This window comes from Legionella taurinensis (assembly GCF_900452865.1).
Lineage (GTDB): Bacteria > Pseudomonadota > Gammaproteobacteria > Legionellales > Legionellaceae > Legionella_C > Legionella_C taurinensis.
Window position 1 is genome coordinate 2,072,752 of record NZ_UGOZ01000001.1, and the last position, 16,349, is coordinate 2,089,100.

The following is a 16,349-nucleotide window of genomic DNA, read 5'->3' on the forward strand; positions in this document are numbered from 1 at the left end:
ATGAAATAAGCGAACCGAGGAGAATAGAATGACTGAAGTGTCTAATACTATGATTGTTGGCACAGGTTCTTACATACCCTCAAAAAAAATTCCCAATGCTTTTTTCATGGAGCACCGTTTTTACGATAAAAACGGGATGACTTTTTCCAATAGCAATGAGGAAATCATTGAAAAATTTAAACATATTACAAATATTGAAGAAAGACGCTATATTGAAGATCATCTCCTCTGTTCTGACATTGCCTTCCTTGCCGCAGAAAATGCATTGACTTGTTCAGGCATTGATGCAGAAACCCTTGATTACATCATCCTGGCTCATAATTTTGGCAACGTTGACCCCGTCTTACACCGCCTTGATTTAGTCCCTTCCCTGGCATCACGGGTCAAACATTCACTGAAAATAAAAAATCCTGACTGTATTGCTTACGACATGATTTTTGGCTGCCCGGGATGGCTTGAATCCGTCATACAAGCCCAGTATTACTTAAAATCAGGCGACGCCAAGCGTATCCTTGTCATTGGCGCCGATACCCTGTCACGCATTGCTGATCCCGCTGACCGCGACTCCATGATTTATGCCGACGGTGCTGGTGCTGTGATTCTGGAGGCGCAACCGGGAGGCCAAGCGGCCGGTATTCTGGCCCATGCCAGCCGAAGCGACACCTTTCTTGATGCCAATACACTGTTACATATGGGTCCTGGTTATGATGTCCATGACACCTCTGGCGCGCAATTTTTAAAAATGGATGGCCGACGATTATATGAGTACGCTGTAAAAACCGTACCCATCGTCATCACCCAATGCCTGCAAAAAGCCAACCTTTCACTTTCCCAAATCAGCAAACTTTTAATTCATCAGGCGAATGAGAAAATGGACGCAGCCATTTTGAAGCGTGTCTGTGAAACTCATCACAGTCCTCTTCCGGAAAATTTCATGCCAATGACAATCAACAAGCTGGGTAACAGCTCTGTCGCCACCCTGCCCACGTTGCTTGATCTGATATTGAAGGGAAAACTTCCTGATCATAGCATCCAGTCCGGCGACAATGTCCTTTTTGCCTCTGTTGGTGCGGGAATGAACATCAATGCCCTGGTCTATAGGGCATAGTTGCTTAAGCAGATAGGGCAAAGCAAGCCATGTCTGGGCTTGTCGGGGCTTTTATAGTCGCTCGCCTGATGAACAGTGTATAAAACCAAGGACCCTTAGAAATTAGATTAAAATTTACACAATTTTTACATATAAAAGGACAATATAAATTAATATTAGTCTTAACCTTATTGTGGGATCATTACCTTTTGTATAAATATGAACAGTTTTTACAACGTATTGAAGCAGGCCAGTCTGGAAGTTCCCCAAAAAGTCGCATTCCTTTTCACTAAATCCGGAACTGAACTCGATGAATCAGTCACTTATTCAGAGCTGGAATTGCGTGCGAGAGCGGTATCCAATCGGCTGATAGCAGAGGGTACTTTGCAGGATCGGGTGATTTTATTATGTCACCCTGGCATTGACTTTATCGTCGGTTATTTTGCCTGCTTAAGGGCGGGTATGATTGCCGTTCCCTGCTTTCCACCCACCAATGCTCCTCTAATTGATAAGTTACACCTCATTTGTCAAAATGCAAAACCGGGGCATGTGCTTACGACATCCTCCGTCTTAGACACGCTAAAAATGCAACAGAGTAATTTAGAGAGCCCTGTTGCGTTATTACCAACTGACCAGCAGCGAACACTGACTAAAATCAACGACATTTTAAAACTACGCCTGATTGTTATCGATGATTCAAAGGACAATGATTTAGATGACAAAGGCAATGGGGTAAAATTGGATGATGTCGCGTTTTTGCAATACACGTCAGGGTCAACCCAACAACCCAAAGGGGTTATGGTGACGCATCGCAACTTGTTTGCGAATATGCAGATCATTACTCGTGAATGCAGGATGTGTCAGGATGATTTCAGTGTGTACTGGCTGCCGCCATACCATGACATGGGATTGATAGGCGGCATACTCGCGCCGGTTTTTTGTCGCTACACCTCCTTGTTGATGAATCCAAATTCCTTCTTAAAATACCCTCTACGGTGGTTAAAGCTCTTATCAGACTATAAGGGGACTATCAGCTCAGTGCCTAATTTTGCCTATGATTACTGTGTAGACAGGATCGGTGATGATCAATTGTCCGAGTTGGATCTAAGGGGCTGGCGTTTAGCGGCCTGCGGTGCAGAACCAATCCATACGGAAACCCTGGAACGCTTTTACGAGAAATTCAAAGTCTGCGGCTTTCATAAAAATTTTTATGGGCCTTGTTATGGCATGGCAGAAGTTGTGCTTTTTGTTTCAATCTATCATCAGGAATTCAACCATGGCGTCTATCAGCTGGATTCCGCCAGTCTTGCCAGAAACCAAATCATTGAATCTGTCCCGGGTCAAATAGCTAAATCATTGATCACAGTGGGTATCCCATCGAGTGACTACCGGATTGAAATCGTTAACCCTGCCGATAACAGCATCTGTCCCGAACTTACCGTAGGCGAAATATGGGTAACTGGGGAAAGCGTCGCTTTAGGGTATTGGAATTTTCCAGAGGAGACCGACCGAATTTTTCATGCTTATCTCAACACAGGCGAAGGGCCATTTTTAAGAACAGGGGATTATGGCTTTTTTAAAGACGGAATGCTTTTCATTACCGGCCGAATGAAAGAGGTGATTATCATCAATGGACATAATTATTATCCGCAGGACATCGAATTAAAAATTGAAACATCAATTCCTACCCTTCGTTTGGGTTCAACCATTGCCTTTGGGACAGAAAGAAACAATAAAGAGGAATTGGTGATCATAGCCGGTGTCAAATTATTGGATAACGACAGCCAGGAACAATTAATCAACCAAATTCAAACGGTAGTAAACACTCATTTCAAGTTAACCGTGTCCGAAATAAAATTAGTCAACTCTGAGGCAATAAAGAAAACAACCAGCGGCAAAAAACGGCGAATCATAATAAAAAACAAATACGAGAAGAATGAATTGTAAAAAAGGCGGATACTGCTATGTCAAATAGGCGTGCTGTAGTGAAATCAATTCGAATCCATGACAAAGAAATCAGTGAAGAGAGTATTCAGCACTGGTTAAGGGATAAAATTATTACAATCCGCCATTATGATCAGAAAAAGGTTGCGCTGGATTGCCCATTTAGCCAATTTGGCCTTGACTCGATCCACCTGATGTCCATCTTAAGTGAGCTTGAGATTATGCTGGATAGGGAATTGCCGGATAGCCTATTCAACGATTACCCAACAATACGCACCCTGTCCCTGTTTTTATCCCGGAATCCCCTGAAGGATAAGTTGCCGCAGCCCCCGAATAACAATGCTCCTGGACTGCATGGGCTTAAAAGTCCAGTAACCGAGGATGACTCAGGCTCCCCTCCCCCCATTGACATTTTTGATAATACCAAAAAAATGCCTTTGATGGCGCGCGCCAACTTGTTCTGCCCGATGCCCCCAGAATACGGAGAGGTCAGACGCTATCTGATGCGCCCCCTGACTTCACCGCAGGATCGTGAAGTCACAATCATGGATCCGTTTACCAATGAAAAGACAAAGATGCTGATGTTTGGATCAAACAATTACCTCGGTTTTGCCAATGACCCCTACATTAAAAACAAAGTGATTGAAACAATAAACCAATATGGCACTGGTATTGGCAGTGCTCCCTTATTAAGCGGTTATACCGAGCTGCATGCGCAGTTGGAGGAACGGCTGGCAGCATTTAAACAAAAGGAAACGGCGTTAGTATTTCCTAATGGCTTTGCTGCCAATGGTGGAATGCTCAATGCCTTGGTTACACCGCATGATTTGTTGGTGTTCGATGAGTACAGCCATGCTTCTTTTATTGAAGGGGTGAAAACCTTACGCAGTAAGTCGATGGTATTTAGCCATAATCAGGCAGCCTCATTGGCTGAGGAATTAAGTCTTGACAATGGACAATTTCAGGACATTTATGTGGGCGTTGAAGGAGTCTACTCGATGGACGGCGACTTGGCGCCTCTCGATGAAATAGTCAACGTTTGTCACGCCAGGGGAGCAATGCTTATCGTTGATGATGCGCATGGCACAGGCATTCTTGGACAACACGGCAGTGGCACTGCCGAATTGTTTCATGTAAGTCGGGAAGTAGATATCCACATGGGTACATTCAGCAAGGCCATTGCCGTGAATGGTGGATTTGTCGCAGCCCAAAAAGAAATTGTCGAATTTCTACGCTTTATGGCCCGCTCCTACATGTTTTCTGCTTCACCTCCTCCACCCATGGTCGCCAGCGTTCTGGCCGCGCTGGATCTGATTGAGAATGAGCCCTGGCGGCGGGAAAAATTGCATGCCAATATTCGCTACTTGTCCGATAAATTGAAACAAATGGGGCTGTTGCATGCCGATGCCCGATCAGCCATTTTCCCTCTGATGATTCCCAACGACATGGATAGGAAGCAGGCAAGGTACGTGTTCCATAGCCGAGGTCTTTTTATCAATACCTCGGAATACCCGGCAGTTCCCAAAGACAAACAACGCTTCAGAATCAGTTTAATGGCACAGCATACTCAGGAAGACATCAACAAGCTCTGTGAATGCATTGAAGAGGTATGGGCGACGTGTCGGCAATCAGATCGGTGAATTGCACCTCCTGGTGATATGCTTTTGCCATAGGTAAGGAGATTAAATGAATAAAAGGCCTCTTGCCTTAATCACGGGCGGCTCCTCTGGTTTGGGGTTGCAATTCGCTAAAAATCTGGCGCAAGCAGGTTATTCAATCCTGATCATTGCCCGCGATACTAAAAAACTGGGTGCGGCAGTCGAAGCCATTAAAGCGACGGGCTCATTGGATGTCATCGGGTTTACCGCCGATATCTCTGATTACGAATCATTTAAGCCCGTTATTCACCATTTAAAAACCCACCGCCTAACCCTGGATTTTTTAATTATTAACGCAGGCATTGCCTATGTCAGCACGCTGCAGGAATCCGATATCAATAAACTGAGAGAGGTATTAAACATTAATTTATTAGGCAGCATGCTCTCTACCAAAGTATTTCTTGACCACATGACCCGGAATAAAAAAGCTAAAATACTATTTATTTCTTCCGCGGCAGGGCTTGTTGGCTTGGCTGGATACACCGCCTATGGAGCGTCCAAAGCGGGGCTAATTAATTTTGCCAGCGCCTTACGGCGGGAACTGTTAGGTCATATAGCTGTTTACGTGGCCTGCCCGGGCGATATTGACACACCGCAATACGCCAGTGAATTAACCCAGATGCCGGATTGGATGAAAACCAACAGTGCTCGATCAGCAGCTAAGCCTGTCGAGGTTATTGCAGCTCGAATATTAAAAAAATGCCGCCAAAAAAAATTTGAAATTTATACTAACAACGACATATTCTTTTTACTTAGCGTTTTACCGCGATTTCTGCCAAGAAAACTCTTTCATTGGATAGCGGATCATCTACTGCCAAGACCTTGAAATAAGCTCTGAACGCTGTGCATGGGAAAACTCACAATTAAAAATTTCCAATTGTGAGTTTGCCGTGGCTTATATCAGTTAATGGCGAATTCCACTTTTTTAGGGTGTTTCCTGAGAGGCGTTTTTTCATCCGTTGACGCGTCATCGGCTGAATTGTCGCTGGTGTCCTCTTTGGTGTTTTCGTCGCTTTCATTAATGTCCGTTTCAGCCTCCGCCACGTCTTCCCGTTGTTGAGCCTCTTTTTTGGCTTGTTCCGGATCAATGCCGCTGGATATTCTGAAAAAGCCCAGCAAGAACTCTAAAGGCAACATCAGCGCCGATTTAAACGTGGACGTGGTTGATTTTAAACTGTCTCTGGCGACATGTTCGCTATTGTAATTATGGCGCAGATAAATTTTTTCCAATAGGCCCGTATGGCGCTGATAAATGGTATCCAGATGGCGATTGCGACGCCCTTCCTGATCAAGCAGGTAATCCTGCAATTCTGAATGGCTGTCCCAAAGTGCCGCGCGGCGTTTTTGCAGCAAGGCAAGCTCATTGTCGTAAAACTCGATTTCCTTGTCGATTTCGCGTTTAAGCTTATCGCAGGCTTCCTTACGCCCAGGCGCTTGTTCGCCGGAAATGATGGTTTCCGATTCCCTAATCGCCACCTCGGCATAACGATGGATCAGTTCTTCTTTCTTTTTAAGGATCTCTTCAATCTTTTGATCAAGGTATTGAATGGCTTCTTTATTGGAGCCTAAAGCCTGATAATGAGAGTCAAAACGTTTATTGCTGGCCATTTGCTGGCGGAGTTTGTTTAATTCTGCCGCTTCCTGCGCCAACGCACGCAATTGCGCCTGATCGTTTAAGTTCTTATCCCGGCTGATTAATAATTGTCGAATGAAAGCGGCAAGAATACCGACTACACCAAATACCGCCGCGCAGATGATAGCAATAGTGACTGGTTCCATGCTCACTCTCCTTATTGCAAGTGAATCAATTGCGTATGGATATCAACCGTAAAGTAGCGGCTGAATGCCTGGTAGGAATCAATGTCAGGCCATTGTTCTTCCCGATCGCACATGCGCAGCATTTCCGCTTCGAAAATGGGACGGTAGTATTCTTTCAGGAAGGGTTTGATTTCAGCGAGGTGATCGAAATTCTTAATCACCACCGTCGCATTTTCCGCCAGGTGCGAAATATTGACTCGCTCAAGCACATTGGACAATTCGTGATCATCCTCAACTGCCGTTTTCATCCATTTCAATAACACGGAACGGGGTCGGACACGAAGCAGTTGGCGACCTTCTGCCACGGAGTCTTCCATCAGTACGATATGGGAATGCAGTTCGAATTTAAAGCAGCAGAGAAAATCCAGGAAACTGCCTTCGATGTCGTTACGTGCCTCTTTCCCCAACCAACGGCAGATTTCGTGTCTGAACATTGTAGGAAAATGACGTTCAATTTCGTTTAAAGTCTCTTCATCATTCGTTTGTTTTGGTATAACATAAGCCGTGTTGTCTGTTTGAAGCAAACGTAAATCGGGTAAATCGATGTCGTTTATTTGAGCGGCCAGGAAAGATAAAAAAACCTTAGTAGGTTTGAGAACAATTATTTCCCATTGACTTGGTTGCATGACGCTCTCCTTGTTTTAATTGACTCATCCTGAGTAAAACTAAAGCAAAATCAAAACGCCTTGTCTTCCACTTTTCTTGGGGGAAGACTATCAGGTTAACTCCACCAAAATTAAATTGCAATATATTTTTTTAACCTACCTGGTCTATCCACCCCTCAAAAAAGAAAAAACAGGGGTCAGAAGCGGATGCTGCGAGGGTATAAAAATTTTTTGTTCACTTGACAGTCATGGCGTATTGTATATGCTTGCGGTTTTTATTCTGTTGTTAAATCATGACCACCCTCAAAAAACTGGTCCTTGCCCTTTTGATCCCCCTGTTTCTGGCCTGTGTCGTGATGTGGGGCATAGTCAACTCCCTCAAACCAGACACCATCAAGGCCTATGTTAATGCAGAACTGCAACGGCTGACGAACGAATCCGGGGAAATCAAGGGTGACGTGAGCTGGCATGTTTTTCCGAGACCGCGAATCAAGATAACGCACGTCCAGATTGGCGACCCGCGCAGTGCCTCTCCTTTTGCCGTAACCATCGACAACCTTCTGCTTAATCTTAAATTGACGCAATTGTTACGGGGAAATCTCGTTTTTAGCGAACTGAACGTCGATGGCTTTACTGTCGCGATTGACCAGCGTGCAGGCCGTATCAATCCCCCGGCGCAGGCAAAGCCGGCCCACGAGATGGAACCGCTGGCGCAGCAATTTGCCATAAAAAACGTAATGCTCAGCCATGGCAGATTAATCGTAACCCGCGACCAGAGTCAGGTGATCTTTTCCGGTTTGCAGATTGGCGCGGAGCAATTCAACCTGCGGCAACAGTCCTTCCCCTTCCAGTTAAAAAGCAGGGTCACCGTCAGTAAAAAGGGGCAGCCCTTCCTGCACACGCAGTTCCTGTTTAAGGGAAACACCCGACTGACGACGCAGTGGCTTTCGGATGTCCAGTTAAAATCCCTGCCCTTGTTTGGGCAACTGACGTTGCTGGACCTGGGCATTCAGCAGTTGAAAGTCGATCGCCTGCAGGCGAATACGTCCTACAAAGAAGGGGTTCTTGATTTAAACCCCCTCACCTTAAGCCTTTATCGCGGCGAATCAGTAGGCGATTTGCACTATGATCCGCAACAGGCGAGGCTTCACATAAACCAAACGGCTACCGATTTGGACAGCAATAAGCTGATTCATGACCTTTTTGCCAGGAAGCTGCTGAAAGGCCGTCTCGATTTTTCTCTGCACACGGAAATTGATCTGCAGGATTTCAAATGGCCTCAGTCCATTAGTGGTAAAGGCAATGTCACTGTCAAAGACGGCACATTAATGGCAATGAACGTCAACCAGATGATTCAGGAAACCAATGCCCGGATTAATTCTCTTTTTCTCAATAAATCCGCCGCGGACCAGTCAGCTAAACCCGAGGAAACGTTGACTAACCCGGCTTTCTTTAAGGGCAATACCGACTTTAAGCTGATGGCCTCGCAGTATCGGATTGAGAACGGGTTGTTAAACAGTCACTTATTCGTTCTGCAGACCAACCGCCTGCAATTGAAAGGCGGCGGCCAAATCAACCTGCTTGATTATTCGCTGTCCGGGGCTCTGTTGGCTAAGGTGATCTTTAAAAATGAGAACGCGGATAAAATTCAGCAACTACTTGGCGGCGCCATTCCCTTGCTGGTCAAAGGAACCCTCATTGAACCCTTAATCCTGCCGGATATGAAAAAAATAAACCCGTTGTTGACGCAGACTTTCATCACCGAAACCCTGACCCTGCCGGTTAAAGCCGTGCACAATCAATTGAAGGCTATGTTACGTTAACATGCAAAACCCATTGATTAAGCAATTCAGCCTGCCGCTTCTCGCCTGGTATGATGAGTATGGCCGCAAGGATTTACCCTGGCAGCATCCACGCAGCGCCTACCGTGTCTGGGTTTCGGAAATCATGCTGCAGCAAACGCAGGTGCAAACCGTTCTCCCCTATTTTGACCGTTTTATGCACCATTTTCCGACGGTGCACGCGTTGGCCGGGGCGAGCGAGGAGCAGGTCATGGCCCATTGGTCCGGCCTTGGGTATTACAGCCGGGCACGCCATCTGCACCGGACAGCCCGGCTCATTGCAAGCGAATATGGCGGTGAATTCCCACAGGATGTCACGGCGCTTGCAGAGCTTCCCGGCATCGGTCCTTCCACAGCCGCAGCCATTGCCTCCCAGGCATTTAATCGTCCCACGGCTATCCTTGATGGCAATGTCAAACGGGTTTTAAGCCGTTACTTTATGGTGGATGGCTGGCCTGAGAAGGCTGATGTGAAAAACAAACTCTGGCAGTTGGCCCAGGACTGCATGCCTTTGCAACGGTGTGCCGATTACACCCAGGCCATCATGGATTTGGGCGCGACCTGCTGCACCAGTAAAAACCCGGGATGCGCGCGTTGTCCCGTCCAGGCCAGCTGCCTTGCTTTCAAGCATGGGAAAGTCAGTGACTACCCTTTCAAAAAACAAAAAAAGCCACTCCCCGTCCGGCATCGGCAATTTTTATTGCTTTGCCGCGACAATCAGGAGATTTACCTTGAAAAAAACCCGCCGAAAGGCCTGTGGGGCAGCCTCTGGTGCCTGCCCAGTCTCGACACCGAAAGCCCTGTTGAACCGTTTATCGAGGCTCACTATGGTTTTAGCAGCTTGAAAATGGAGGCATTAACGTTCATCAAGCACACGTTCAGCCATTTTCATTTACACATGACGGTCAATCTGGTTCATACGGGTTTGTCCGTCAATCACCGCCTTAAACAACCGCAAGGCCAATGGGTTCATCCTGTCGCGGCCACCCAGCTCGCTTTGGCCAAACCCATGCGTGATATCATCGAACGCTACCTTGAATACCTGGCTACGCAGGCCGTATTGACTTAACAAGCGACCACACCGATCTCGGGGTTATCGGCTGTCCCGGCGGCGCTGGCTTAGCGTCATTAATAGCAGAAAACCGCCCGCCGCCAGCAACAGACCCATTTCGCCAAAATACAATTGGTTAACCGGAATATTTTTCCATTGCGCCAGCAGGTAATAAAACAGAATAATCACCACACCGGAAACGCTGTTAAACAGAGACTGCACCCGGCCCTGAAATTCCAGAGCCGTCATTTCCTGTGCCAAAGTGGTCAATAAAGCCCAGGCTGAAAAGGAATAACCAATCAGGAAATGATAAAAAATCGCCCAATGGGTGTTCTGGGTATGGCTAAACAGATAAAACGAGACTGTACCAAGGACAACCTGAACCAGAATAATCCTTGGAATGGAAAACCGCGTAGCCAGCCAGGGACTGATGCAACCACCCACGATAATCCCCAAAGAAAACATGGCTTCAAGCCAGCCAAACTGGGTGACATTGCTGTGCAGAATGCCTTTCGCGTATGGCGCAAGCAACACGGGCGCGGTCATCATGCAGACAAAGAACAAGCCCTGAACCAGGTAGATAAGCAGCAAGGGGGTATTGGCCAGCACATAGCGTCCGCCTTCAATAAACTGGGTAAATAACGAATCCCTGTTCTCATGCTCATCCTGATTGCGGCGGTATTGAATGCCAAACAGGAGCAGCATGGCCAGCAGATAACAGATGCCGTTAATAATGAAACAGGCCGAAGAGGACGTCATGGCCAGAATCACGCCGGCACCGCCCATCCCCAAAACCGCACCGATTTCATAGGCAATATCCACCGTCGCATTGCCATAAAGCAAATCCTTTTTATCGACAATTTCCCTGACAAAGGTCATGGCGACTGGAATATACACCGCGAGTAGGGAGCCGATCACTGCAGCTAACACATAAATGGAAAAAGCCGTCATGTGGTTTTGCGCCAGAAAGCCAAAACCAAACAGGCAGGCCGCCCGCAGGCCGTTCGCCAGCAACAGCAGGAATTTACGGTTATAGCGATCGGCAATCACGCCAAAAAAAGGACCCAGCAACACATTCGGCAACCAGAAGCAGGTCATTAACAACGCGGTAGACACCACCGAAGCACTGAAATGCATCAGGGTCCATACCATGATGATGTAAGTCAAACCGTTGCCAAACATGGCCATCATGCAGCTGGCGGTAAACAGGCTGAATGAACGATTACGAAATAAATAGAATTGATTGCTTACCATTTTAATTACCATTTTTTTTGTCAGAAACCCGAGGCCAGTGCCTTGCAATGAACGCGGGTTCATTTTTTTAAATTGATAACTCATCATGAGACATGAGTGAGTTGCTGTATCTGACGCCACATTGAGGATGGCTGTTGTGTTAGCTGTTCATTTTAGAAACATTAAGAGGTGGGCAACGCCTGCCAACCGTGTTGATAGAGTGAAATCATATCACACTCAGTCTACAATTTGCAAAGTTTTTATACAGAAATCACGCCACAAAGATTGACTACCCGCGGTTAGTCGTCTTGGCTTGAACATTTTCTACAGAATGATTACTATGTGTTCATTTTGGTTATTAAAAGACATACCGTGCAAAACGTATTGTATTGGCAGGAAGTATTAGGGGACAGTGATTATTTAATTCAGTACAGGGACGTCGTCAGCAAGCTGTTAAACGGGGACTACAAAGAAGCCGATTTGGAAAAGTTAGCCGGCCACAACGTTTACAGTGTGCGGGTTAACCACAGCGACCGTCTGCTGTTTACCACGGTGACGGTCAACGGCAAATCCTGCCTGCTGCTTTTAGACGTGGTTTTAAATCACGATTACCACAAAAGCCGCTTCTTAAAGCCGCAGGTCCTGCGCCAGTTTTTAGAGCAGAACGTGCCGGAGGCCATTAGCAAGGGGGAACTCACCTTTGTCAAGGCTGACTCCCTGCCTGCCCTGTGGGCCAACCCGCAGTCCAAAGAGGAAGAAGAGCCCATTGAATACCAGAAAGCGACCTTCTACAACCAGACCTTCATTACCCTAAGCGATATCCAGGAGAAGGCCGTAAAAACCCCGCTCCCCGCCGTCATCAGCGGCGCCGCCGGCTCCGGAAAATCCTGTGTCGCCCTTGCCATCCTTGAGCAGGCCGTTAATCAATACACGGAAGTCCCGGAAAAGCCCCTGCTCTACGTCACCCAATCCGCCAAATTAGCCGAAACCATGCACAGCATGTGGCTGCAATTGCCAGCCGCCCAGACAGAAGCCGGAAAAAAAGTCCAGTTCCTCACTTATCAGCAATTCCTGGCTCAGGAAGCCTCCGAGCTTAAGCACAAAAAAGCGCAGGATAAAACCGACTTCATGACCTGGCTCGATAACCACATCGCAAGCTACCTCAACGCCGCCAAAGCCGCCAAACAAACCCTGAGCAAAGACTTTCAAGACTTCCTGAAAAACACCGAATCCATGTATCAGGCCTTCCGCTATTTAAGCGGCTACCTCCCAGACAACCCCGGCGGCATCAGCGCACGGCATGAGCAGTTTAAAAACGACAACGAGCGCCAATGGCTCATCAATGCCTACACCAGCTATAAAAAAACGCACGACAACGAGAAAAACACCGCCTTTCATCCCGAATTCCATACCTTAAAACAAAGCGACCGCTTCGACCTCGTGGTCGTTGACGAAGCGCAAGACCTCTCCGGGCTTGAACTTAAAAACTTACGACGCGCCGCCCGTAACAGCCAAATCGCCTATTGCATGGACAGCAACCAAAGCCTCAAAGACACCCTTTCACAACGCCAGTTCCTCTTAAGCTCAGGAGTCAGCCACGTCGAACTCCCAGTCACCTACCGATGCCCAGGCCATGTCGTTGACCTCGCCAATGCCATCCTCGACATCAAGCAGCGACTAACCGGCGGCCTTGCCGATAAACTCGAGTACGCACGCATCATCCCCTCCGAACAGCAAAAAGCCAATCCCGGACTCGTGCAATGGGTCGAGCCCAATGAGCTGGCCAAAAACCACCGACTTAACCAATTAGCCCAAACCACCCAGTTCGCCGTCGTCACCCTCCCGCAGTGGAAGGAAAAAGCCAAAGAACTATTCAACACCCCCCTCGTCTTCACCCCCGAAGAAATCAAAGGACTCGAATACCCCCACATCGCCGCCTACCGGCTCTTTGACCACGACACCTGCAATGACGCCAGTAAAAAAATCAACCACACCGCCGTCAAATCTCAACAGCACCGCGCCAAGGCCGAACAGGGCGATGCCTCCTTCGCTCCCCACTTCAACCAACTCTTTACCGCCTTCACACGCGCCACACAATCACTCGCCATCGTCGAAGACAGCAGCGTCCATCAACGCAAAAACCTCTTAACCCCTCTCAAACAAAGCACCCTCAAACTCACTCAGAACCCCAATAACAACAACAATAACAACAATCCCGAACCCAAACCCATTCCCGCATCCCAGCAGGACTGGATTAACGAAGCCAATAAACTCAAACACTTAGGCAAATCCGAACAGGCTAAAGCCATCGAACAACAGTTTACTCAACCCAACCGCGGGGTTGCCCCGAGTCCTGTCGTGAACAACCCGACACCCACCCATGTGCCGGCCATCAACCTGGATACTGGAAAAGCAAAGCCAAAAGACAGTAAAAAAAGCAATAAGCACACGAAAACAGCAAAAGAACTGGTCAAGGCATTAATGGAAGATGAACCACTGGCAATCACAGAAATCCAACAATTCATCAATCCGAAACGAATCGAGGAGCTGTGGTGGAACACCCCCTACCAAGGACAAAAACTGTTCGTCCGTGTCTTTTTTTCCGTACCTCAAATGCATAAGATTATCAAGCGGATTGGAGGTCCTGAACTTAATCAGGCAGTTAAAACCCTCCTCACCTCTGACCGCTTAATGGCGTCAATCAATGATGGCAGTGAGAAAACCCTGCTGCTATATATGTGTGAAGACTATGTTCGCGCCAGGTATTTACATCAAATTTTTGAAAATAACCCCAAATTACTGGAACGCTGCTTACCCCATTTGTGTGCCCGGCAATCCATCCAGCAGGACGGTGGCGAAGTGACCACGGTGTCACCCTTGTTCTACCTGGCCCTTAAACCCAAGCTCTTTCTGATACTCACCAGTCAATATTTCATGAAGCGCATCCCTGTAGAAACCTGGTATCAGGAAGGCACCCACCCAGGGTATTGCAAGGAGTTACCCCTGCTCACCGCCTTAATAACGACATTATGGCATTCGAGGGAGAATGAAAAAGAGATTGCCGCTATTGTAGACGTGTTAACTCCACGACTTGTCGAGGCCGGTTTCCCCCTTGCATCGCTTTGCAAAGAAGGCATGTTGATGAAATCAGACGAGTATTTATCGATCTCCTTTCTCCAAGCCTTGCCCCTTCTCCCCGAAGGAGTCAACTTACTGTGGACATTGATGAACGCTTGTCCAAAATCCTTTGCACAAATTCCTCTTGAAATCTGGCTTGGGAGAACGAATCAGTCTGCACCCGCCCATTCTGTCTCAAATAAAGCATCAGTCTATAATTTAATTGATTTACTTGCATTTCACTGTACGCGGGAGATGCCAACAATCGACAAGTTGCTGGACTTATACCCTGATTTACCCTTTGCCATGCCAGCGAAGATGCTGTACAGGCATTATGACGAATCAGGGGCGTCCCTCATTAACGTACTGGCCTTTCAATGCGCCTATGAGTCGTCTAATTTCCTCCCTTCTCTGGCTAAACGAAATCCGGCACTGATAAGGGAAATTCCCATAGAAACATGGTATGCCCATCCTGCCAAGGATGTAATCCCGCCACTCTATTCGCTGTGTGCCTCCCCCAAAGGCATTGAGGTTATCTTTTGTTTAATGAAGGAATGCCCTGACCTGTTACAGAGGGTTCCGATTGAATTCTGGCATCAGTCATTGAGAAGGATTGGTACAGAAAATCATTCGCCATTGGATTTCTTGCTTAAACATGACCCTGACAGGACTCTCGTGGATCCCATCATAAGGGCAGCAGGCAAGGATCGGTTTAGTCAGTGGGCTGCCAACGATAAAACCTTGGCGAGCCTGGCTGATGTTTTTTTTCCAGAGAGTGGGCCGCTGGCGGCAGCAATGAACGCTCAGGGTTCTGCGCTTTTTTTCAGCCCCACTGCGGCTAAAGAGGATCACTTGCCTGAATCAGAACCCGTTCAGGAGAAAACCATGGAACCGGGCAACTGACCGGTCATCCACCCTCACCCGCTGCATGATGTTCTCTTGTGTTAGGACCGAAATCCAGTATCATCTGTAGCGGGTCATCCTTGAGAGAAGAAATGTATAACCTGTTCATGCTGATAATCAGTTTTGCCGCGCTCCTGTGGTCAGCCAACCATGTGGTGACTGGCGCCTCTGGCATTGCTTACAATTATCGCCTGCCGCCCTTACTGATAGGCTTTACCCTGGTTGCCCTCGGCACCTCAGCGCCGGAAATCATGATTGCCGTGAACGCCACCCTGGAAGGCCTGCCGGACATCGCCATTGGCAACGCCATCGGTACCAACATTGCCAACATCGGCCTGGTGTTGGGTCTCACGGCATTGATCAAACCACTGACGCTGCAATCCTCCCTGCTCAGCCGGGAATACCCCCTGCTTTTTTTAGTGATGTTGTTTACCTATTCCCTCATGCTCGACGGTTACCTTGGCATCGTCGACAGTTGCCTTTTTTTAGCAGCCTGTGTGGCCATGCTAAGTTACCTGCTGCTGACCTCGCGCCAGTCACTGGTCGCCGCCAGAGTCAACAAGGAATTTCAACAGGCCTGGTTTCGTAAACGCTCCATCAGCCTCCATGCCTTAAGCTTTGTGTTAGGCCTGATCATCCTGCCCTTGAGCGCCCGTTACCTGATTGAGGCCAGCGCCGCACTGGCTCACGGTCTCGGCATGAGTGAATTAGTCATCGGCCTCACTGTCGTGGCTTTCGGCTCAAGCCTGCCCGAACTGGTGACGTCCATCATCGCCGCGCTGCGGGGTGCGGATGACATTGCGGTGGGCAATATTCTCGGCTCAAACCTGTTTAACCTGTTAACCGTGATGATTTTCCCGGGAATGATTCATCCCGCGGTCATCAGCCACGCAGTCTTGTGGCGGGATATTCCTGTGATGTTTGGCGCCACCCTGATCCTGTTATGGGGCAGTTACCGCAACAAACGAAAATTAGCCCGCTGGCATGGGGTTTTACTGATCATGGTGTATTTCAGCTACATCATCTCGCTTCTGATCAGCGCCAGTCAGTAGGCTGATTCCGTACGATTGATTTTTCAATACAAATTGATTA

Annotated in this window: 11 protein-coding genes; 8 read left to right on the forward strand and 3 right to left on the reverse strand. The window is 47.8% G+C overall.

What is annotated here, in order from left to right; genetic code table 11:
* The first annotated feature begins 28 nt into the window (after window positions 1–28).
* From DYE45_RS09585 to DYE45_RS09600, 4 genes are all read left to right on the forward strand, one after another.
* Window positions 29–1,108, forward strand: coding sequence for a 3-oxoacyl-ACP synthase III family protein (locus DYE45_RS09585; protein WP_115300835.1), 1,080 nt, complete (start codon window positions 29–31; stop codon window positions 1,106–1,108).
* Window positions 1,109–1,306: 198 nt separating this feature from the next.
* Complete coding sequence (locus DYE45_RS09590; protein WP_115300836.1) at window positions 1,307–3,034, forward strand: fatty acyl-AMP ligase; 1,728 nt, start codon at window positions 1,307–1,309, stop codon at window positions 3,032–3,034.
* A 38-nt stretch (window positions 3,035–3,072) separates the two neighbouring features.
* Entirely contained in the window at window positions 3,073–4,671 is a 1,599-nt protein-coding gene (locus DYE45_RS09595; RefSeq protein WP_160160714.1) for an aminotransferase class I/II-fold pyridoxal phosphate-dependent enzyme, read from the forward strand.
* Between the two features lie 46 nt (window positions 4,672–4,717).
* Entirely contained in the window at window positions 4,718–5,515 is a 798-nt protein-coding gene (locus tag DYE45_RS09600) for an SDR family NAD(P)-dependent oxidoreductase (RefSeq protein WP_115300838.1), read from the forward strand.
* 74 nt (window positions 5,516–5,589) lie between these two features.
* On the opposite strand, the gene DYE45_RS09605 is transcribed toward DYE45_RS09600, so the two are convergent.
* Window positions 5,590–6,468, reverse strand: coding sequence for a hypothetical protein (locus DYE45_RS09605; RefSeq protein ID WP_115300839.1), 879 nt, complete (start codon window positions 6,466–6,468; stop codon window positions 5,590–5,592).
* Between the two features lie 11 nt (window positions 6,469–6,479).
* A complete protein-coding gene (locus DYE45_RS09610) occupies window positions 6,480–7,133 on the reverse strand; it encodes a hypothetical protein (RefSeq protein ID WP_108292877.1) in 654 nt (217 codons plus the stop codon).
* A 272-nt stretch (window positions 7,134–7,405) separates the two neighbouring features.
* Here DYE45_RS09610 and DYE45_RS09615 point away from each other — a divergent pair, with 272 nt between their 5' ends.
* Both DYE45_RS09615 and mutY read left to right on the forward strand, forming a co-directional pair.
* Window positions 7,406–8,935 carry an AsmA family protein gene (locus DYE45_RS09615; RefSeq protein WP_108292879.1) on the forward strand — a complete coding sequence of 510 codons (1,530 nt, stop codon included), beginning with the start codon at window positions 7,406–7,408 and terminating at the stop codon, window positions 8,933–8,935.
* Window position 8,936: 1 nt separating this feature from the next.
* Window positions 8,937–10,022, forward strand: a complete 1,086-nt coding sequence (gene mutY, locus DYE45_RS09620; RefSeq protein WP_108292881.1) for an A/G-specific adenine glycosylase — start codon at window positions 8,937–8,939, stop codon at window positions 10,020–10,022.
* Between the two features lie 24 nt (window positions 10,023–10,046).
* On the opposite strand, the gene DYE45_RS09625 is transcribed toward mutY, so the two are convergent.
* Window positions 10,047–11,258, reverse strand: coding sequence for an MFS transporter (locus DYE45_RS09625; RefSeq protein WP_160160715.1), 1,212 nt, complete (start codon window positions 11,256–11,258; stop codon window positions 10,047–10,049).
* A gap of 351 nt (window positions 11,259–11,609) precedes the next feature.
* Here DYE45_RS09625 and DYE45_RS09630 point away from each other — a divergent pair, with 351 nt between their 5' ends.
* Together DYE45_RS09630 and DYE45_RS09635 are read left to right on the forward strand one after the other, a co-directional pair.
* Window positions 11,610–15,257, forward strand: coding sequence for an AAA family ATPase (locus DYE45_RS09630; RefSeq protein WP_160160716.1), 3,648 nt, complete (start codon window positions 11,610–11,612; stop codon window positions 15,255–15,257).
* A gap of 92 nt (window positions 15,258–15,349) precedes the next feature.
* Entirely contained in the window at window positions 15,350–16,309 is a 960-nt protein-coding gene (locus tag DYE45_RS09635; protein WP_058531342.1) for a calcium/sodium antiporter, read from the forward strand.
* Window positions 16,310–16,349 lie beyond the last annotated feature (40 nt).